Here is an 18,940-nt window from a genome sequence, read left to right as displayed (position 1 = left end):
CGAGCATGCTGAATATTCCGGGTCTCGGGCAGACGTCGCCCAAGACGACGCGCAGCACGGTTTCCTCGCCGCTCGCGAGCTGATCGGCATAGGTCCGGAGATGCTCCAACTCGCGGATCGCCAGCTGCGCTCGCGCATGGAACAGGCGGCCCTCGGCGGTCAAGCTCACCCGGTACCCGCTGCGATCAAGCAGCGTTAGACGAAGTTGCTCTTCAAGCCGGGCGATGGCGGCGAACACGGAGGGATGAGTCCGGTGCAAAGCCTTGGCTGCGGCCTGAAAGCTGCCTTGAGCGGCGACCGCGTCGAAACATCTGAGATCGTGAAGCTTTAGGCCATCCATAGTCGGAAAGTCCTACAGGGATTGTTCAATCATAGTAATTTTCTTCGATGATTGCCACGCCTAGCTTTGCGTCATCGAAAGCGCAAACGCGCCAATGGATGAGGACCAAAATGACCGACACACTTCACTTCACCACGGGCGATGGCATCCGCATCGCCTACAGGCTGGACGGTCGGGAAGACCGGCCGGTGCTGGTGCTTTCCAATTCCATCGCCACGACGTTCCATATGTGGGACGGCCAGGTTCCGGAACTCGCCAGATACTTCCGGGTGCTGCGCTATGATTTTCGCGGCCATGGCGGCTCCGACGCGCCGGCCGGTGCCTATTCGCTCGACCGTCTCGGCCGCGACGTGCTGGAACTGCTCGATTTCCTCGGCCTTGCGCGCGTCCATTTCCTCGGCCTGTCGCTGGGCGGTTTCGTCGGCCAGTGGCTGGGCATCCATGCACCGGAGCGCATCGAGCGCCTGATCCTCTCCAACACCTCGCCGCATCTCGGGCCGGCGTCCTATTTCGACGAGCAGATACGCAACGTGCTTGCGGCGAGCAATCTCTCGGCCACCGCGGACATGTTCATGCGCAACTGGTTCCCGGCCTCGATGCTTGCCGGCTGGGACGAGACGGTCGCGCCCTTCCACGCCGCGATTCTCGCCATGTCGCCGCAAGGCCTCGCCGGATGCTTCGCCGCCGTCCGCGACGCCGATCTGCGCCGCCCGATTTCCCTGATCACCGCGCCGACGTTGGTCATCGGCGGCGAGGACGACAAGGTGACGCTGGCGAGCCACAGCGAGGCCATCGCGGCCGCGATCCCCGGCGCCGAGCTTCTTCTGCTCCCCGGTGTCCATCTGCTCAATGTCGAGCGTCCGATGGAGTTCATGGAAGCGGTGCTGGGCTTCCTGGGCGCAGTTCCCAATAGCGAGGCAGCTGTGTCCAATCACTTACCGGCGCCCTGCTAGCGATCGGCTAATGCCATACGCGCCTTCGTGCCGGGACCATAGGTGACGATTAGCGATCGCCAATCGTCACTTTGTTGATCTTCGTACCGTGCGGGAGGTCTTTTACTTGCCGGTGAATCTGGCCGGCTATGTGTACTTTGACCACGAAGAGAGTCTTTTCGATTTGCTTAGCGGACATTTCGCCACCGAGTACGGGTGGCGTTTCGAAGTCGTAACATTCGCCGTCCGCCAGGACCAATCCCTTCTTTCGTGCCGCCGCCGCTAAGCCAGCCAGCAACAGTTCGTCGCGACGACCAGGATCGGCGAGCTGGGCTATAAGCGCCGGCCACGTTTTCGACACTTGGGTCGATCGGCCTCCGATCATGTCCAGCAATTTGATGGAACCATCGGGAGCCCGGAAGAAAATGTCGCCGAATGCAGAGACTGCGGTGGGCTCCAGGCCATCAAGCCCAATCCACTTCCAGCCGTCCAGCGCTTCCCAGACATCCTTCTTGGATGGCTCGATAAACAGATACTGGAGACCGTCCGGCCATGGGTTTCCGGCAGCTTGTGCATTCGGCTTCGAAACAGAATTCCCGAAGACAGAAGAAATAAAGCGAGAAAAAGAATTAGCCATACCCCACCCCTGCAACATCACACACTTATCGCAGAATGATCGGCGATCAAACGTCGTCACCGAGTCGCCGGTGATGGCCGTCGCCCCACGCCAGTTTTTGCGCTAGATAGAGCCAAGCTCAAGCGGCGAGGGGGGGAATGCGGATCAAGGTCGTCGGAACCGGCAGGGCGGTACCGGCTGAGCGGGTGACGACGCGCGCGCTGGAAGAACGGCTCGGCCTTGGCCAGGGCACGCTGGAAACCGTCGCCGGCGTCATCGAGCGCTATGTCTGCCAGGCCGAATCACAGATCGATCTCGCTTGCGCCGCGGCATCGCTCGCGCTTGAGGATGCCGGCCTAGAGCCCGGTGCCCTGGATCTGATCATCGGCGGCTGCGGCGTACCTTACCAGCCGCTGCCGGCGACCGCGCCGCTGGTCATGCAGCGCCTCGGGCTGGCGGACGGCTCGGCCGCCGCCTTCGACGTCAACAGCACCTGCCTCGGCTTCCTCACCGCCTTCGAAACCGCCGGGCGCATGATCGAGGCCGGGCAATGCGAGACGGCCTTGGTGTTCTCGTCCGAAGTCGCCTCGCGCGCGCTGCCGTGGCAGGACGCGCCGGAGATCGCCGCGCTCTTCGGCGACGGCGCTGCGGCGGCGGTCCTGCGCAAGGCCGGGCCGGGCGAGGGCAAGGTGGCGGCGACCCTGATGCGCACTTATCCTTCCGGCTGGGAAGCCTGCGGCATCGGTTCGGGCGGCACGCGCTTCGATTTCCGCAAGGAGCAGGAAGCGTTCGCGGCGCACAGCCTGTTCCACATGGACGGCAAGGAACTGTTCCGGCTTACCGCGCGCCACTTCAACGGCTTCGTCGACACTCTGCTGGAGCGTGCCGGCTGGCGGCGCGACGATGTCGATCTCGTCGTGCCGCATCAGGCGAGCCCCTTCGCGCTTGCGCATATGGCGCGCCAGACCGGCTTTGCGCCGCAAAAGCTGGTCGACATCTCTGCCCGCTTCGGCAACCAGATCGCCGCGTCCACGCCCTTCGCGCTCGACGTCGCGCGCCGCGAGGGCCGCGTGGCGTCCGGCATGAAGCTGCTCTTCCTCGGTACTTCCGCCGGCGTCTCCTTCGGCGGCATGGCGCTGGAGGTCTAAGCGATGGCCGTCCTCGTCACCGGCGCCAGCGGGTTCCTGGGCTCCCATGTGCTCCAGCGGCTGGCCGCTTCCGGCACGCTGGCGCTCGGGCTCGGCCGCGATGAAACGCGTTGCGCGGCGCTCGAAGCGGCCGGCCATCGCATCATCCGCCACGATCTCGCGCAGCCGCTCGATGCAGCCCTCGACCCCAGGCTGGGCAGGGTCGAGCGGATCATCCACTGCGCGGCGCTTTCGTCGCCCTTCGGACGCCTCGCGGATTTCGAGGCGGCCAATGTCACGGCAACGCGCAACCTTGTCGATTTCGCCATGCGGCAGGGCATCAGCCGTTTCGTCCACATCTCCAGCCCGTCCGTCTGCTTCGCCTTCCGCGACCAGCTTGGCCTTGCCGAGGACGCGGCCTTGCCGGAGCCGGTCAATCACTATGCACGCACCAAGCGCGAGGCCGAAAAGATCGTGCTCGGCGAGCCCGATGTTCATCCTGTGGTGCTGCGGCCACGCGGCATCTACGGCAAGGGCGATCGGGCGCTGCTGCCGCGCCTGATCAAGGCGGCGAAAAGCCGGCCGCTGCCGCTGTTTCGCGACGGCCGGGCGGCCATCGACCTCACTTATGTCGACGATGTCGTCGATGCGGTAATGGCGGCGCTCGCCGCACCTGGCGAAGCCGAGGGTCGAATCTTCAACATCTCCGGCGGCGAGATGCTGCCGGTCCGCCGCATCGCCGACGCGGCCTGCATCCGCGCCGGCTTGCACGCGCGCTGGCGGCCGATGCCGCTCGCGCCAGCGATGCTGGCGGCGGGCTTGATAGAAGCAGTGGCGCTGCGGTTGCCCGGCCGGCCAGAGCCGCCGGTCACCCGCTATGGGCTCGGCCTCTTTGCCTATGCGCAAAGCCTCGATCTTTCCAAGGCGAAACGCGTTCTCGGCTGGACGCCGAAAATCTCGTTTGAACAAGGGCTCGACCGTACCTTTGCCGGCGGGGCCAGGCCATGAAGCTCGTCTTCGCCAACAGCGCCTTGGTCAAGGCCGCCGAGCGGCTGATCCTGCGCGGCGGCACCTGGCAAAGCGTCAGGCTGCGTGTCCGCTACGGGCTGTTCTTTCACCCCGCCGCCGGACCGGTGCTGGTCGACACCGGCTACACGCCGGAAGCGCTGAGCGGCGAGCGTCGCGGCCGGATGCTTCGGCTCTACGGCGCGCTGCTGAAACCTCAGCTCAATGCCGACGAGCAGGTTCTGTCGGTGCTACGCCGTTTCGGCCTGTCGCCTGACGATATCCGCACAGTCATCGTCACCCATTTTCACGCCGACCACATTTCCGGCCTGTCGCTGTTCCGCAACGCGCGTTTCATCGCCAGCGACACCGCCTGGGCGCGGGTCAAGGCGCGCACGCCGCGCCAGAATTTGCGCCATGGCGTCTTCACCGAATTGTTTCCCGCCGACTTCGAGTCGCGGCTCGACGGACTATCCGGCAAGCTGCGCATCGAGCCTCGCGGCGACATGCCGGGCGGCACGGATCTCTTCGGCGACGGCAGCGTCGCCGCGGTTGATCTTCCAGGACATGCCGATGGCCAGTTCGGCCTGTTGTTCAATCGCCTCGAGCGACCGCTGCTCTATGCCGTCGACGTGCAATGGCTGCTCGCCGCTTTGATCGAGAACCGCACGCCCGGTTTCCCGGCCACCCTGATCGCCGAGGATGCGGCGGCCATCGAGCCGACCAGCGCCATGCTGCGCCGCTTCCTCAGCACGGGCGGCGAGGTGATGCTCTGCCATGATCCCGCGCCGACGCCTTATGACCTCGCGCCGGAGATTGCATGAACCGGCTGGCCGAAGCGGTAGGATCTTTCGCTCTGACGCGCTGGGTGTCGCGCAAGAGCCGCGCGGATTTCGAGCGCTGGCAGGCAGGCGCCTTGCGCCGCTTCCTCGACCGCGCCCTGCCGCGCGCACCCTTTTACGGCAAGGCGCCGTCGCGTCTCACCGATCTGCCGGTCACCGACAAGGCGCTGCTGATGGCGCGCTTCGACGAATTCAACATCCACGGCCTCACCGCCGCGCAAGCCTGGGCGGCGCTGGCGCATGACGGCCGCGCCGGCACGCTCACCGTCGGCGCCAGCACTGGCACCTCTGGTAATCGCGGCCTGTTCGTAATTTCGGAAGCGGAGAAATACCGCTGGCTGGGAACGATCCTCGCCAAGGCGGCGCCCGACCTTATCTGGCGCGGCATGCGCGTCGCCGTCGTCCTGCCGCAGAACACTGGGCTCTATGACAGCGCCCGCACATCGCGCCTGATCAAGCTTGCCTTCTTCGATCTGACCTTGGGGCCGGAAAGCTGGCGCGCCGCGCTCGAAGCCTTCGACCCAACAGTCATCATCGCGCCGCCAAAGATCCTGCGGCATTTTGCGTCCGAGAACTTCCAGCTCCGGCCCAAGCGCGTTTTTTCCGCCGCCGAGACGCTCGATCCGGTCGACCGTCCGGTTATCGAGAATTTCTTCCGGCTGCCGCTCGATCAGATCTATATGGCGACGGAAGGCCTGTTCGCGGTGACCTGCAGACAGCGCGGCCTGCATCTTGCCGAAGACTCCGTCTTCTTCGAATTCGAGCCGGCGGGCGAGGGGCTGGTGACGCCGCTGGTGACGGCCTTTCGCCGACGGACACAGATAATGGCCCGTTACAGGATGAACGACCTGTTGCGCTTGTCCAAAGAACCTTGTCGGTGTGGTTCGCCGCTGCGCTGCGTCGATGAGATCGTCGGCCGCATGGACGATGCTTTCCGATTCACGTCGCTGGACGGCCCGATCCTGGTCACGCCCGATGTGCTGCGCAACGCGGTGCTCAAAGCCGATCGCCGCATCGACGATTTCCGCCTCGTCCAGACCGGGCCGGAGAGCATCGAGTTCGGGCTTCCGCCGACGCTCCCGGACGATGCGGCGGTGGCCGCGCATCAGGCAGTTCGCGCGCTCCTGGAAATGCGAAAGGCCGCCGCCACCGTGACGCTCGTCCGCGCGCCGCTGCCGTTGGAAACAGGCCGCAAGCTGCGCCGCGTCGAATGCCGCCTGGAGCCGGCGCGATGAGCGGCGCGGCGACGATGGAAAGGCCCGTGCAGCAGGCCGACCGCGTCGAGAACAAGCCGGCGAAGGTCGCGGCTTTCGTAAGCCTCTTCAGCGAGGTGCCGGTGCGAGATCTCATCGCCAACCTCAAGACCAAGGTGGAGACCTTCGAAATTGCCGGCCGCGTTTTTCCGCTGACGCTGAACGACGCCGATGATGCGCCCAACTGCTATATCTGCTGCCCGACCAGCGCCTATATCGACTACGCGATCGACGAGACGCGCAACTTCGCCGCCCACCCGCTGTTGCGGCGCGCGCTCAACGCGTTGATCAGGGCCTGCGCGCCTTTGGTGAGGGCAAGCGGCCTCGACCATCAGGCGCAGGTCAACAACTGGCTCTATTCGACCAATCAGGTGCCGCTGCTCAACCGGCCGACAGTCGCGTCGCTGCGCTCGGCCTTGACCGCGCGTTTCCCCGATCGCGCCATCGTCATCCGTTCGTTGAACGACATCGCCGATCCGGCGACGATTGCCGTCTTGAAGGCCGAGGGGTTCCGCATGCTGGCGGCGCGCCAGATCTACATCTTCGCCGACCGCAGCGCGGCGCCCGCCGTGACGCGCGACATGAAGCGCGATCGCGCCCGCCTGCGCGCGACACCGTTCGAGCGGGTCGGAAACGGCGATTTCAGCGAGGCTGACTATGCCCGCGCCGAGCAACTCTACGATATGCTCTACCTCGACAAATACACGCCGCTCAATCCGCACTACACGGCCCGCTACATCGCCGAGATGCACCGGCGCGGCATCATCAGCCTGGCGGGATTGCGCTGGCCCGGCGGCGAGCTGGTCGCCGTCACCGGCTTGTTCGAAAACGGCCGCACGTTGACCCAGCCGATCGTCGGCTACGACACCAGTCTGCCGGTGGCCGACGGGCTCTACCGCATGATGATGGCGGTGGCGCAGGACCACGCCACGTCGCGCGGCCTGTTCTTCAACATGAGCGCGGGCGCCGCAGGTTTTAAACGCCGGCGCGGCGCGGTCGCGGCGATCGAATACAACGCCGTCTATGCCGGGCATCTCCCGCTTCGCCGGCGCGTGGTGATCCGTCTCATGGAGACGGTGCTGGCGCTGATCGGCATTCCCCTGCTCAGGAGGTTCGAACTGTGAGTGAGGGCCGGCGGGAAGCCTATTGGCAGGCGGTGGCGCTGTCCGCCGACATCGGCAAGCGGCCGAAGCGCATCCTGCATGACGGCGAGCCGGTGGTGCTGTTCCGTTCGGCACAAGGCATCGCGGCGTTGTTCGACCGCTGCCCGCACCGGCTGGTCGAGCTGTCGACCGGCAAGATCATTGGCGGCGAGATCGAATGTCCCTATCACGGCTGGCGTTACGACGGCGAAGGCCGCTGCACGGCGATCCCCGGCCATGTCGGTGCCATGCCGCATTACCGGGTCCGCCGCTACGCCGCGATCGAGCGCGACGGGGTGGTCTTCATCTCGTCCGGCACGCCCAAGGACGAGCCTTACCTGCATTGCATGCAAGGCAAGGATATCATCCTGCGGCGGGTGCGCTCGTCGACGCAGTCGACGGTCGTCGATGCGGCGGAAAACATCCTCGATGCCACCCACACCCACTTCACCCATAAGGGCCTGCTGCGCGGCCTCACCTCGAAACGCCATCGGGTGCGGGTCGAGGTGACGGGCGGCGAGGGCTGGGTCGAGGCGAGCTACACCGGCGAGGAACGCCAGCAGGGCCTGATCAGCCGGCTGCTGGAAGGCGAGCGCGCCAAGACCATCGGCCGCTTCCGCCATCCCGGCATCGCCGAGCTCGAATATTGGGGCAAGAACGGGCTGGTTTTGGCCACCACCTTCCACCTGCGCCAGGCCGACGAGCGCACAGTCGAGGGTGTCGGCTGGCTGATCGGCCGGCGCCAGGGCCTGCTCGGCGAGCTGAAAGCGCTGGCCTTCAAACCATTATTCAATGTCGCTCTTCAGCAAGACCGCCGGGTGCTGAAATCGGCGAGCGACAATGCCCGTTTGGCGCCGCAGGCCGTGCCGGTTATCGGCCCGCTCGACTTCCTGCGCCGCGACATCGCGGCGATCATGGAAGGCAGGATGCCGCCGGCGGCGAGCGGGCCGAAAGTGTATGAGATCGAGCTGTGAATTATAGTTCACATATCTTGATCTGAACACCCTCGTAAATTATAGTTCACATATGATCGAGGTCCGGCAGACTGACGAATTCAGGAAATGGCTGCGGGATCTCAAGGATATCCGAGCTGCCAGGAGGATCGCTCAGAGGCTCATCCGTGTTGGGGCCGGCCTGCTGGGGGACGCCAAATTCTTTGAAGGAATTGGCGAGCTTCGGATCGACTATGGGCCGGGTTACCGCGTCTATTTCATCCGGCGCGGCAGCACAGTCATCATCCTGCTTTGCGGAGGGGACAAATCCTCCCAGGATAGAGACATTAGAAAAGCCAAGAAGATGGCAGATGAGGTTTGATATGACTCTCAAAACCACACCGTTCGATGCCGCTGAATATTTCGACGACGCGGAGTCCCAGGCCGAACTCCTTGCCGACGCGTTCGAAACCGGCGACGCAACGTATATCGCACACGCACTCGGCGTCATCGCACGTGCCCGCGGCATGACGGCTGTGGCCAAGAACGCCGGTGTTACCAGGGAGGCGCTCTACAAGGCATTGAGCGGGAAGGGCGACCCGCGCCTCAGCACACTGCTGGGTGTCACCAAGGCACTTGGTCTGCAACTTGACGTGAAACCTATCGGCCCTGGCTCGCTCGGGGCATGAGGATATCAAACTGGCCCGTTCCACTCGATATCCCGCGTCGACGCCGCCTGCAGGCTGATCCGCTCACGCCACGCCATCCCGGCGATCTCCGCCAGCGCCGGCCATTGCGCCCTGACCGGGGCTGAATCGCCCGGCCAATCGAGCAGTTCCTGGCCCTCGCGCATCGCCTTGCGGAAACGGGCGAGCCCGCCTGAACGAAGCGCCACCGGCAATCCATAGATCCACATCGCGAGCCGCACCGTTTGCGGCACTGTGACGTCCGGCCTGACTTCCGGACCGTCGCCGAGCACGGCATCCGCAAACCGCGCCGGATCGCGGAAGAAATGCAGGCCGCTGACCGCCCGCGGATTGCATTCGAGCGGCAGCACGCGGCCGCCCGGCTCGCGCATCAGGTCGAAGGAGATCTGCCCTGTCCAGTTCGTGCCCGCGACGATGCGCTCGACCAGATCGCGTGCAGCCTCGTCCTCGACCCGCTCGAAGAAGATGCCGGCGCCCTTGCCGGCGCGATAGGGAGAACGGTAGAGCGCCAGCGCCTTAAGCCGTCCCTCGCGCGCCACCGCATAGGCGCTGATCTCCTCGCCCTCGACGAAACGCTGCGCCACCCAGGGCATGGCGTGCGAGGGCGCGATCGCATCGAGGAAATCGGGTGTCGGCCGCAGCAGGACATGGCTGGCGAAGCGCGACCAGACCGGCTTGAACACCAGGTCGCGCGAGTGGCCGCGCACGGACTCCAGATCGTCGCGGGAATTGAGAAGCGTCGTCTGCGGCACCGCCAGGCCGAGCTGTTCGGCAAGCCGGATGAAGCTGTGCTTGTTATGGACCTGCGCCAGCAACCCGATGTCGGGGGCGAACAATTTTCCCGGCATGGTCCTGCCGCGCCAGGCCAGCGCAAGGTGAAAGACCTCCTCGCAGGTCGGGATGACCAGTTCGACGCCTTCAGCCCTTATCAGCGCTTCCACCGCATTCGCATAGGCTTGCGGTTCGAAGCGCGGTGGCGGCAAGCGGTGATAGCGCGCGCAGGCCTTGCTCGCCGCCGCGATCGGCCGCGCCGGCGTGTCGGCCAGGATCACCCTGCGCCCCGCGCCGTGGACGAGGCGCGCCAGGTGCAGCGCCGCCGGCGCGCGCCCGCCGGTTATCAGGATGGTTCCGTCAGCCCCCGGCATCGGTCACGCGGTCGTTTCAGCCGCGACGACCGTTGCGCGAAATCGCCGTGCTTGGCAATCGCGCTACTTCACGTCGAGCTGCGTCCGCGACTACAGCTTCGCCTTGAAGCGTTTCACCTTCTTGCTGGCATAGTCGCCATTGCGCAGGTCCGATTTGCCGCGGCGGTCCCTGAACTCGTACCAGTCTCCGCTTGGAGATTTGCGCTGGTAGATCACCTTGCCGGCCTGGCGATGCTCGAAGCAGCTCAAGGAGGTCTTGGCGCCCCATGAACCGCGCCAGGTAGCCCGGAAACACAGTTTGCCGCCGCCGGGCATGAACCAGATACCCTCGCCGTAGCTCGGCTTGTCCTCAGTGGACCAGGCCGTAAACTGCCGCTTGCCAACCGCAAAAAAAGCGGCACCATGGTTGCCCCAACGCCAGGTACGGTTTTTGTAGAGCTGATAGATGCCTTCGTCGGAGACGGCGGTGGCCTTCGCCGCCTTGTCGCCGATCCTGTTCGCGGCCTTGGCGATTGCGGTGTCCTGCAGGCCGATAACAAAAGCGGAGCAGGCGAGCGCCGCTCCGACAAACTTCCCCACTGCGCTTTTCACGATTTTACTCCGCCCACTGATTTACGCATACGCTTCACCCGCCGCCGAGCCAGCCCGGCGGCAACCCCCACTTTGACACATATAGCCGGAGCCCGTCCCGGTCTGGCCGGGGCGGGCATGGTCACGTCCCTTATGGCAAGACGTGCTGGGTCACACGCCAGTCGGGCAGGCCGTAGCCGCCCAGCCACGGCCAGACTTCCTTCTGGTTGAAGTAGACGACCGAGGTGAGGGCCGGAAACTCCGCATAGGACTTGCGGGAATCATCCGCCCATTTCGAGACATAGTCCTGCTTGCCGACATAGCCGAGCTCAGCCACGATGACCGGCTTGTTGAAGCCGGCCACGCGGTCGTAACCGGGCTTCAGCGACTCTTCGAACGTCCGGTCGCGGCCGACCTCGTCATTGTCCTTCTTCTGCAGGCCGAATACCGACAGGCCGATGACGTCGACATAGTCGTCGCCGGGATAATATTTCTCCAGGCCTTCGACACCCTTTGGCGACCACATGTATTTTGCCGCCGGCGCGGCCTTGCGGCAGACGTCCACCTCGCGCTTGTAGGCCGCGATCCAGTCTTTTGGCGCCCAGTTGGCCCAGGTGAAGCGGCCATTGGTGTCTTCCATTTCCTGCGCCCAGCGGATGGTGACCTGGCTCTTCATCTGTCCGACCAGATTGCAGATCGCCTGCATGTTGGCGTCATATTTGCCGCTCAATATGCCATTCTTCAGCTCGGGCGGCGTGATGCGCCAGTCCTTCGACCATGTCCAAGGCTCGATGGTGATCAGCAGCGAGCGGCCGCGCTGCTGCGCATAGGCGTCCGCCAGCGGCAGTGTCGACAGGTCGACGTCTTCCCAAGGCAGGAACAGTTCTTCGATGCTGGCCGACTTGTCATTGCTGAAATCGCCATAAGGATCGTAGGACCCGAACGCCGACGCGGCCGAGCTCGTCTTGATCGGATCCGTTCCCGTCTGCGATCCGGCCGAAGCCGGGAACGCAAGGCCGCCGCCGATAATCAGTGCCGACACGAATGCAGTTGCTGTGGAGTAATTCATACTTGCCTCCCATGGCTCCGACGTCCGACGGACATCGGAACTCGCCGCTGCGTGCCGGAATGGACCGGCGCGCAACCCTAGCGTCTGCCAACGTGAATCGTGGGTTGCCTGAGCGATGGGGACGGTCGTGTCTACCGAGCGCCGTCCACCGAGGTTATCTCTCGAGATCCTCTACCTGAAACCCGGAGATAAGGTCGCCGCGATACTCACAAATTCGCGTCAACATTATGATATTAACCCTCTCTTATATAAGAGCCTATACTCGGCGAGAGTCAAGCGCAATTAACCGTTACTTAACCTTATAGCCACCGGTATGGTTAACGGAAGGAAGGCTCGCGCCGGCCCCGAGCGTTTCACACCAGCCAGCGTTGCGGCCGCGCCCCGACGGCTGGGGTGGCGATGGCCATGGTTGGTTAACCAGCTCCCAACAAGCTTGGTTAATGAAAGCCTAATTTTGTTGACTCTGCATTAGCTTAAGCCGATTCTATAGGGGGATGAATGCGTTCGACCGGCTTAGCCGGGCGGGTAGGGCGTGGGTAGCATGGGCGTATCTGGGGATGCCGACATTGTCGGCGGCAAAACGACGCCAATGGGCAAGCCTGGCGGGGTTTCGACCGGCCACGGCCCCAAGGGCCCCTATCTCGTGCCGGTGCTCACGCCGCCCCAGCAATTGATCCTGCGGCTTGGCCTCGCTTTCTGGTTCCTCACGCTGGTCTTCTTCTGGTCCTGGTGGTTGCGGCCCGAGCATATCGATCACGTCGGGCCATTTGCCTTCGCCACAATCGTGCTGGCCTGGCTGACCTTGATGCCGATGTATTTCCTGCTCAACGTCCATGCCTCGAGGAAGTCGTCGAAGCTGCACGCGATCCCGAAGCGCTCGCGCGTCGCCATGGTGGTCACCAAGGCGCCGTCCGAACCCTTTGCCGTGGTCCAGCGCACATTGGAAGCGATGCTGGCGCAAGACTATCCGCATGACACCTGGCTTGCCGACGAGGATCCGACCGAGGCGACGGTTCGCTGGTGCGACGCGCATGGCGTGCTGATTTCGACCAGGCGCGGCCGCAAGGACTATCACCGCAAGACCTGGCCGCGCCGGACCCGCTGCAAGGAAGGCAATCTGGCCTTCTTTTACGACCACTACGGTTACGAGCGCTACGACTTCGTCGCCCAGATGGACGCCGATCACGTGCCGACGCCGACCTATCTGAGGGAAATCCTCTATCCGTTTGCCGATCCCGGCGTCGGCTATGTCTCGGCGCCCAGCATCTGCGACAACAATGCCGACGAAAGCTGGGCGGCTCGTGGCCGGCTTTTCCCGGAAGGCATGTTCCACGGTCCCTTGCAGTCCGGCCACACAGGCGGCGGCGCGCCGCTCTGCATCGGTTCGCACTACGCCGTCAGGACGCGGGCGTTGCGCGAGGCAGGCGGCCTTGGTCCGGAACTGGCCGAGGATCATTCCACCTCGATGCTGATCAACGCCGCCGGCTGGCGCGGCGTGCATGCCATCGACGCCATCGCCAATGGCGATGGCCCCCAGACCTTCGCCGATCTCGTTACCCAGGAATTCCAGTGGTCGCGCAGCCTGGTGACGATCCTGCTCGAATACACGCCGAAATATTTCGGCAAGCTGACACCGCGGCTGAAGTTCCAATTCCTGTTCTGCCAGCTCTGGTACCCGCTGTTCGCGGTGTTTGCGCTGATGATGTATGTGATGCCGATCTATGCGCTGGCCACCGGACGCAACTTCGCCGACGTCATGTTTGCCGAATTCGTCCTCTACTATGCGCCGAATTCGGTGGCGCTGGTCGGGCTGGTGATCATGCTCAAGGCTTTTGGCCTGTCGCGGCCGACGACGGCAAAGACGCTGAGTTGGGAAGGCACGCTGTTCCTGTTCTTCGCCCGCTGGCCCTGGGTGCTCTGGGGCACGTTGTCGGCCGTGCGCGACTGTGTGACGAAATCCTTCGTCGACTTCCGCGTCACGCCGAAGGGCAGCGGGCCTAAGCAACTTCTGCCTGCGCGCGCCTTCGCGCCCTATGTCGTGCTGGCGATTGGCGCGGCCCTGCCGGTGCTGCTGGTCAAACATCCTTTCGACGCCACCGGCTTCTACTGGTTCGCCGCTTTCAACGCCTTCCTCTATGGCCTGCTGGTCACTGTGATCATCGCCAGGCATGTTCGTGAGAACCGGATATCGCTGTGCGCCAACGCAGCGAAATTCGCCCTGCATGCTTCCCTCGCGCTGATCGCGCTCGGTGTCCCGCTTGCTGGTTTCTACGATCGCGGGCTCGAGGCTCTCTACGGGCTGCAGCAGGGGGCCGGCGGCTTTCGCGTCGTCCGGATCGCCTATGTGATTTCCGGCGCCGGCATGGGCGACATCGGCTCGCGCAGGTTTTATTTCGACCCCGGTTGGGAAGCGCGGCGCTAGCTAGATCAGGATGAGGTTCGTTGAATCGTCATCCTGATCTAACTGTTTGTTGGAGCATGATCTTTTCCGAAAACCGGTTCCCACTTTTCGGGATCATGCTCCATAGCAATTTTCGGGAAAAGTATGAGCGCTTGGGCTCGGCGACTTCGCCCTGGCCTTTCCGTCCGGAATTGCGTCAAAGCAACTGGCAGAGCGGTTCGCCGTTTCCGTGAAACGGTGGAACACTCTGGCTTCCCGCGCCTGTCGTCCCGGCATGTCCCTTTCGCTGGCGCGTCCAAAAGATCGAATTTAATAAACATCGACCGGATGTCGAAAGACCGCGCTCACAACGTCGTTTGCGCGAATTTTAATAAGTCTCCTCTAATATTGAGCCGCGATGCGAGTGGATGTGAGCCGCTTGCGCAGCATGAATGCGAGGCGGGGAGAAAATATCTCCGCGCTCCATCAACAAATACTGCGGCAGGGGATGGCAATGATGAAATTCGCGAAAGGCGCGGTAGCGGTTGGAAGATATGCCGTCGCGCTTGCAGCTGTCGCACTGGTCTCGATGGTGTCGGGCTGCCAGAGCATGGATACGATGAAAACCGGCTCGCTCAGCGTCAAGCCGGTGACGGAGCAACTCGGCAAGAAGACGCACCACGTCAGGAACAGGCGGCTGCATGTGGTCAATCGCAAGACGATGACGCGCATGACCAGCGTGACGCGCGTCAGGGAAGAAGCCTATGCGGCTTTCGTGCGCCCTCGGCGGCTGCACGATGCGGCGCCGGTCAAGATATCCTATACGCTGGGCAGCGTCGGTCCGCTGCTTGGCCATTCGCCGTGGATTTGCGGCCCGAGCGGCTTCGGCCAGCGCTCGGCCTGCCGGGCGCGCTGACCCGCCCATTCCGTCGCCGGGGGGCGTGATCGCGGGGCAAGAGGGCATTTGCGCGCTGAAGACGCGCTCCCTCTTGCCCTTCGATTGCTCGCCCGTCGCGGTTCCGGCCGACTGACGCCGGCGGGATTACTTCCGACGCGCCTTCGGCTTTTCGACAACAGCCGGCTTGCTCGGCCAATGCCAGCCGTCACCCTCGCCATGCGCGGGCTGCGGCCGCGCCACATAGGCGAGCGCGCCGTTGGCCTCGAGATAGACGCGTGACAGCATCTCGGCGAGCACGCCCGACGTCACAGCTTGCAGCCCGGCGATCACCAGGAAGAAGCCGGTGATCAGCATCGGCCTGGTGCCGATGTCCTGCCCCCAGAAAACCTTGATCGCGAAGAGATAGGCCAGGATCAGCGAGCCGAGCACGCCGAGCACGATGCCTATGCCGCCGAAGAAATGGCCGGGCCGCGTGCGATAGCGCAGGAAGAAGAACATGAAGACGAGGTCCAGCACCACACGGAAGGTACGCGAGATGCCGTATTTCGACTGGCCGTGGATGCGGGCGTGATGCGTCACCACTTCCTCGGCTATGCGTCGCGGCGTCGTCACCGTCGCGAGCCACGCCGGGATGAAGCGGTGCATCTCGCCGTAGAGCCGCACGCTGCGGATGACGCTGCCGCGGAACACTTTCAGGCTGCAGCCATAGTCCTTGAGCTTAACGCCGGTGACCCGCGCGATCAGCCTGTTGGCGATGCGGGACGGCAGGCGGCGCAACCAGAACCCTTCCTTGCGGTCCTTGCGCCAGCCGGCGACGAGGTCGAGATCCTCGGTCAGCAGGCGATAGACCATGCGCGGAATGTCGAAGGGGTCGTTCTGCAGGTCGCCGTCGAGCGTCGCGATGACGTCGCCGCGCGCGGCGTCGAGGCCGGCCTGCATGGCGGCGGTCTGCTTGTAGTTGCGCACCAGCTCCACGCCATGCACATGCGGTCCGTATTGCGCCGCCAGCCGCCGGATCTCGGCAGGTGTTGCATCGGTGCTGCCGTCGTCGACCAGCACCACCTCCCATGGCTGGCTGTAATTCTCCATCGCCTGATGGATGCGCACAAGCAGTGGCTCGACATTGTCGGCCTCGTTATACATCGGGATGACTATGGAAAGCTTGTGCTCGGGCATGACGGCGCCCTCGGGCAATCCCGATGCGGGGATGGGAAGCACGTTCATGGCGGTCATTTCCTTGCCGGTCCCGCCGCCGGGGTTTCCGGCAGCGTCGATTTCGAGGGGAACAGCCAGGCGATCGCACCGGTTGCGACCGCCGAGCACAGGATGAAGAGATGCAGCGCGAGCGCCGCCTGCAAGCCGTCCTTCATGGCGATACCGGAATAGAGCAGCGCCGCGGCGGCGCCCGCCTCATAGGTGCCAAAGCCGGCGACGCCCTGCACCGGCAGGATGGCGGCTGCCTCCGCGCCGACGGCGCCGGGAAAGGCGGTCTGGAACGAGGTGTTGAGCAGCATGGCGAGCAGCCAGCCCTGCACGCCGAGCTTCAGCGCCCAGTTGGCGATCGTCCACCACCAGCCATAGCGCGAGCGCCCCGTCGCCTCGGTGAAGATGTCGCGCAATTTGCCGAGCTTGGAGACGATCCTGCCGCCGGCCGTCCAGTTGTGCGGCGCGCGGGCCCAGCGCGGCAGGTACCAGGCGGCGGCGATCAGCCCCGCAATGCCGGCGGCCCGCAGCGCCGGATGCAGGCCCGGCCAGACGAGGCACGCCAGCACGCCGACGACGAGAGCGTCCTGCAGCCTGAACCAGAGAAGAGAGGCGCTGGCGCGCACGATCGACACGCCGAACACCTGACGCAGCAGGATCGGAAAGGCCGTCTCGCCGCCGCGGAAGGGAACGACGTTGATCATGGCATTGTGGATCAGGATGATGCGCAGCGCGGCGCCGAAGCGGCCGTTCACATCGTCGCGGAACTCGTCGCAGACGCGCAGCGCCCTGAGCACATAGGTGACGAACAGCGCTGCCGCGACCGCCACGAAGGCGCCGGGCGTGATAGAGGCGAAGGCATCGCCAACCATCTTCCAGCGCTGGTCGCTGGCAAGCCATGCCAGCAGCGCCAGGGTGACGACTATCGATATCGCTCGCTTCAACCAGTTCTCCGATGGCGCCACCACCACGTTGGAGCGGCTTATCCGGTGGTTCGACAATTCACGCCTTTGTCCGTGGATCGCTTCGCCGGCGCGCCTCAAATGGCGCGCCGTCACGGGCGGGTGATCCTATAGACCAGCATCGTATCCGAATCCACAAGCTTGGTCGCAGTCTTGTCGAGGTGGTCGATCATCGCGTCATGATCCGGCTGTAGTGCACCGCAATCGTACTACTGCCATCGTGTCGAGAAGGGCTACATCGAGCGGCGCAAGGTTCCCGACGGCACCTGGTATGATTTCAAGCACACCGAGGACGATCCCGTTGACGAGCACCAGAAATCCGTGGCGGGCAACACCAAGGGCGCGCGGTTCGATGAGACCCGCAAGCTGATCGACAGCAAGAGCTGAAGCAATTCCAGGAAAGGTGTGAGCGGTCAGGCTTGGCGGCTGATTGCGCTCAGGCAACCGGCTGGAAAAATAGGAGGCTCGCTGAGCCGGCCTTAGCCGAACTCAGCGAGCCCACGCCCCCGACACATTACTCACGGGGCCGACCGCCGGCCTTGCGGGCCGGCGTTTCTTGTTGACGTTCGCGCCGCGCGGCGCGCGCAATGCGCGCGGCATGGCGGCCGAAGCGCCGGAATCGCGCAAGGCCGGACCGAGCCCGAAAAAGGGTGCGGCCGTCCTGACGATGGTGTCGATGTCGGAAAGTTGCGCCACGAAGCCCAGCTGTTCGCGGGCAAGGCCGGGGTCGGCGAAAAGCCCGGCCGGATCGCCGGGGCGTCGCGCCTTGTACATGACTGGGACCGGCCGCGATGTGATCCGCTCGACCGCGTCCATGATCTGCCTGATCGAAACCCCGCGGCCGGTGCCAAGGTTGACAGCAAGGCTTTTGCCGCCGGCCTCCAGATGCATGAGGGCCTTGAGATGAGCCCGGGCGAGGTCGCCGACATGGATGTAGTCGCGCACGCAGGTGCCGTCTGCTGTCTCGTAGTCGGTGCCGAAGACCTCGATCGCCTCGATCATGCCGGAAGCCGCCATCAACACCCTGGGAATGAGATGGGTTTCCGGCGTGTGCCATTCGCCAAGCTCGCCGTCGGGATCGGCGCCGCAGGCGTTGAAGTAACGCAGGATCGCGTATTTCGTGCCGTAGGCCGCGGCATGGTCCTTGATGATCTGCTCGCCCATCAGCTTGCTGCGTCCGTAAGGGCTGATCGGGTTCTGCGACGAGGTCTCGCGCACGGGCAGCGCCTCGGGCATGCCATAGGTCGCGCAGCTGGAGGAGAAGATGATGTTGCCGATGCCGTTCGCCCGCGCGGCCTCGAGCACGGCGATCGTGCCGGCGACATTGACCGAATAATAGTCCGCCGGGTCACTGACCGACTCGCCGACATAGGCGAGCGCGGCGAAGTGGATGACCGCCTGCGGCCTGTGGCCGGCGATGGCCCGCTCGAGCGCGCCGCTGTCGCGGATATCGCCGACCACCAGCGGACCCCAGGCTACCGCCTTCTCGTTGCCGCGGCTGAGATTGTCGTAGACCACCGGCACGTAGCCGGCCGCTGCAAGCTGCTTGCAGGTGTGGCTGCCGATGAAGCCGGCGCCCCCCGTCACCAGGATGGAGCGGGCACTCATAGCGCCAAAGCCCCGCCGGAGGACAGATGGCCGCTGCGTGAGGTCCTGGGCTGCCGGCGGTCCAGCAGGGCTTCGAAATAGCCGGCGGTGCAGGCCAGCCCCTCGCTCAGCGCGACCTTCGGCTTCCAGCCGAGCTGCTGCTCGGCAAAGCTGATATCGGGCCGGCGCTGCCGGGGATCGTCGACCGGCAGCGCCGGCCCGATATCAGC

19 protein-coding genes and 2 pseudogenes are annotated in these 18,940 nt (G+C 64.5%); 12 read left to right on the top strand and 9 right to left on the bottom strand.

All coding sequences use genetic code 11. From position 1 onward, the window contains the following. The coding region (locus tag EOA23_RS18410) for a LysR family transcriptional regulator (RefSeq protein ID WP_145966436.1) at positions 1-340 on the bottom strand (340 nt) is incomplete at its 3' end. 110 nt (positions 341-450) lie between these two features. On the opposite strand from EOA23_RS18410, the gene EOA23_RS18405 reads away from it, so the two are divergent. Beyond that, a complete protein-coding gene (locus EOA23_RS18405) occupies positions 451-1,293 on the top strand; it encodes an alpha/beta fold hydrolase (protein WP_127305172.1) in 843 nt (280 codons plus the stop codon). Positions 1,294-1,342: 49 nt separating this feature from the next. Here the strand turns inward: EOA23_RS18405 and EOA23_RS18400 are convergent, their stop codons facing one another. Continuing rightward, positions 1,343-1,909 (bottom strand): T6SS immunity protein Tdi1 domain-containing protein, encoded by a 567-nt coding sequence (locus tag EOA23_RS18400; protein WP_189341635.1) that lies wholly within the window; start codon positions 1,907-1,909, stop codon positions 1,343-1,345. Positions 1,910-2,046: 137 nt separating this feature from the next. Between EOA23_RS18400 and EOA23_RS18395 the strand changes: the two genes are divergently transcribed. From EOA23_RS18395 to EOA23_RS18360, 8 genes are read left to right on the top strand one after another with little or no spacing between them, the layout of a single operon-like run. Then, on the top strand, positions 2,047-3,036 hold the full coding sequence (locus EOA23_RS18395; protein ID WP_127305170.1) for a 3-oxoacyl-[acyl-carrier-protein] synthase III C-terminal domain-containing protein: 990 nt from the start codon (positions 2,047-2,049) through the stop codon (positions 3,034-3,036). A gap of 3 nt (positions 3,037-3,039) precedes the next feature. Beyond that, on the top strand, positions 3,040-4,023 hold the full coding sequence (locus EOA23_RS18390; RefSeq protein ID WP_127305169.1) for an NAD(P)-dependent oxidoreductase: 984 nt from the start codon (positions 3,040-3,042) through the stop codon (positions 4,021-4,023). Further along, positions 4,020-4,844, top strand: coding sequence for an MBL fold metallo-hydrolase (locus tag EOA23_RS18385; protein ID WP_127305168.1), 825 nt, complete (start codon positions 4,020-4,022; stop codon positions 4,842-4,844). Before EOA23_RS18390 ends, EOA23_RS18385 begins: the two co-directional genes overlap by 4 nt. Further along, positions 4,841-6,097, top strand: coding sequence for a F390 synthetase-related protein (locus EOA23_RS18380; protein ID WP_127305167.1), 1,257 nt, complete (start codon positions 4,841-4,843; stop codon positions 6,095-6,097). The genes EOA23_RS18385 and EOA23_RS18380 overlap by 4 nt, the downstream gene beginning before the upstream one ends. Further along, the gene (locus tag EOA23_RS18375; RefSeq protein WP_245474244.1) at positions 6,094-7,239 is read left to right on the top strand and encodes a GNAT family N-acetyltransferase; all 1,146 of its coding nucleotides are present in this window, start codon (positions 6,094-6,096) and stop codon (positions 7,237-7,239) included. The genes EOA23_RS18380 and EOA23_RS18375 overlap by 4 nt, the downstream gene beginning before the upstream one ends. Continuing rightward, positions 7,236-8,231, top strand: coding sequence for a Rieske 2Fe-2S domain-containing protein (locus EOA23_RS18370; RefSeq protein WP_127305165.1), 996 nt, complete (start codon positions 7,236-7,238; stop codon positions 8,229-8,231). The genes EOA23_RS18375 and EOA23_RS18370 overlap by 4 nt, the downstream gene beginning before the upstream one ends. 52 nt (positions 8,232-8,283) lie before the next feature. Beyond that, positions 8,284-8,571: a type II toxin-antitoxin system RelE/ParE family toxin gene (locus EOA23_RS18365; protein WP_127305164.1), complete on the top strand. Its 288-nt coding sequence runs from the start codon at positions 8,284-8,286 to the stop codon at positions 8,569-8,571. A gap of 1 nt (position 8,572) precedes the next feature. Continuing rightward, complete coding sequence (locus EOA23_RS18360) at positions 8,573-8,878, top strand: addiction module antidote protein (protein ID WP_127305163.1); 306 nt, start codon at positions 8,573-8,575, stop codon at positions 8,876-8,878. 5 nt (positions 8,879-8,883) lie between these two features. Here EOA23_RS18360 and EOA23_RS18355 read toward each other — a convergent pair whose 3' ends face one another. From EOA23_RS18355 to EOA23_RS18345, 3 genes are all read right to left on the bottom strand, one after another. Next, complete coding sequence (locus EOA23_RS18355) at positions 8,884-10,041, bottom strand: ATP-grasp domain-containing protein (RefSeq protein WP_127305162.1); 1,158 nt, start codon at positions 10,039-10,041, stop codon at positions 8,884-8,886. A gap of 90 nt (positions 10,042-10,131) precedes the next feature. After that, complete coding sequence (locus tag EOA23_RS18350) at positions 10,132-10,632, bottom strand: DUF995 domain-containing protein (RefSeq protein WP_127305161.1); 501 nt, start codon at positions 10,630-10,632, stop codon at positions 10,132-10,134. A 130-nt stretch (positions 10,633-10,762) separates the two neighbouring features. Continuing rightward, positions 10,763-11,680 carry a glycoside hydrolase family 26 protein gene (locus EOA23_RS18345; RefSeq protein WP_126061818.1) on the bottom strand — a complete coding sequence of 306 codons (918 nt, stop codon included), beginning with the start codon at positions 11,678-11,680 and terminating at the stop codon, positions 10,763-10,765. Between the two features lie 589 nt (positions 11,681-12,269). Here EOA23_RS18345 and EOA23_RS18340 point away from each other — a divergent pair. Further along, positions 12,270-14,102, top strand: a complete 1,833-nt coding sequence (locus EOA23_RS18340; RefSeq protein ID WP_245474246.1) for a cellulose synthase catalytic subunit — start codon at positions 12,270-12,272, stop codon at positions 14,100-14,102. A gap of 472 nt (positions 14,103-14,574) precedes the next feature. Beyond that, positions 14,575-14,976, top strand: coding sequence for a hypothetical protein (locus tag EOA23_RS18335; RefSeq protein ID WP_127305159.1), 402 nt, complete (start codon positions 14,575-14,577; stop codon positions 14,974-14,976). A gap of 126 nt (positions 14,977-15,102) precedes the next feature. Here EOA23_RS18335 and EOA23_RS18330 read toward each other — a convergent pair whose 3' ends face one another. Both EOA23_RS18330 and EOA23_RS18325 read right to left on the bottom strand, forming a co-directional pair. After that, positions 15,103-16,182 (bottom strand): glycosyltransferase family 2 protein, encoded by a 1,080-nt coding sequence (locus EOA23_RS18330; protein WP_127305158.1) that lies wholly within the window; start codon positions 16,180-16,182, stop codon positions 15,103-15,105. Between the two features lie 5 nt (positions 16,183-16,187). Further along, a complete protein-coding gene (locus EOA23_RS18325; protein ID WP_245474242.1) occupies positions 16,188-17,219 on the bottom strand; it encodes a lysylphosphatidylglycerol synthase domain-containing protein in 1,032 nt (343 codons plus the stop codon). Positions 17,220-17,333: 114 nt separating this feature from the next. Between EOA23_RS18325 and EOA23_RS18320 the strand changes: the two are divergent. Further along, positions 17,334-17,510: pseudogene (locus EOA23_RS18320) on the top strand (DUF995 domain-containing protein); the annotation flags it as partial. Between the two features lie 102 nt (positions 17,511-17,612). Here EOA23_RS18320 and galE read toward each other — a convergent pair. Beyond that, positions 17,613-18,731: a UDP-glucose 4-epimerase GalE gene (gene galE, locus EOA23_RS18315; RefSeq protein ID WP_127305157.1), complete on the bottom strand. Its 1,119-nt coding sequence runs from the start codon at positions 18,729-18,731 to the stop codon at positions 17,613-17,615. Next, positions 18,728-18,940, bottom strand: a pseudogene (locus EOA23_RS18310) (hypothetical protein); the annotation flags it as partial. The gene galE and the pseudogene EOA23_RS18310, both read right to left, overlap by 4 nt.

Source organism: Mesorhizobium sp. M2A.F.Ca.ET.042.01.1.1, from assembly GCF_003997405.1.
Classification (GTDB): Bacteria; Pseudomonadota; Alphaproteobacteria; order Rhizobiales; family Rhizobiaceae; genus Mesorhizobium.
The sequence above is the reverse complement of the archived record's forward strand: the minus strand, read 5'-3'. Positions and strand labels throughout refer to the sequence as shown.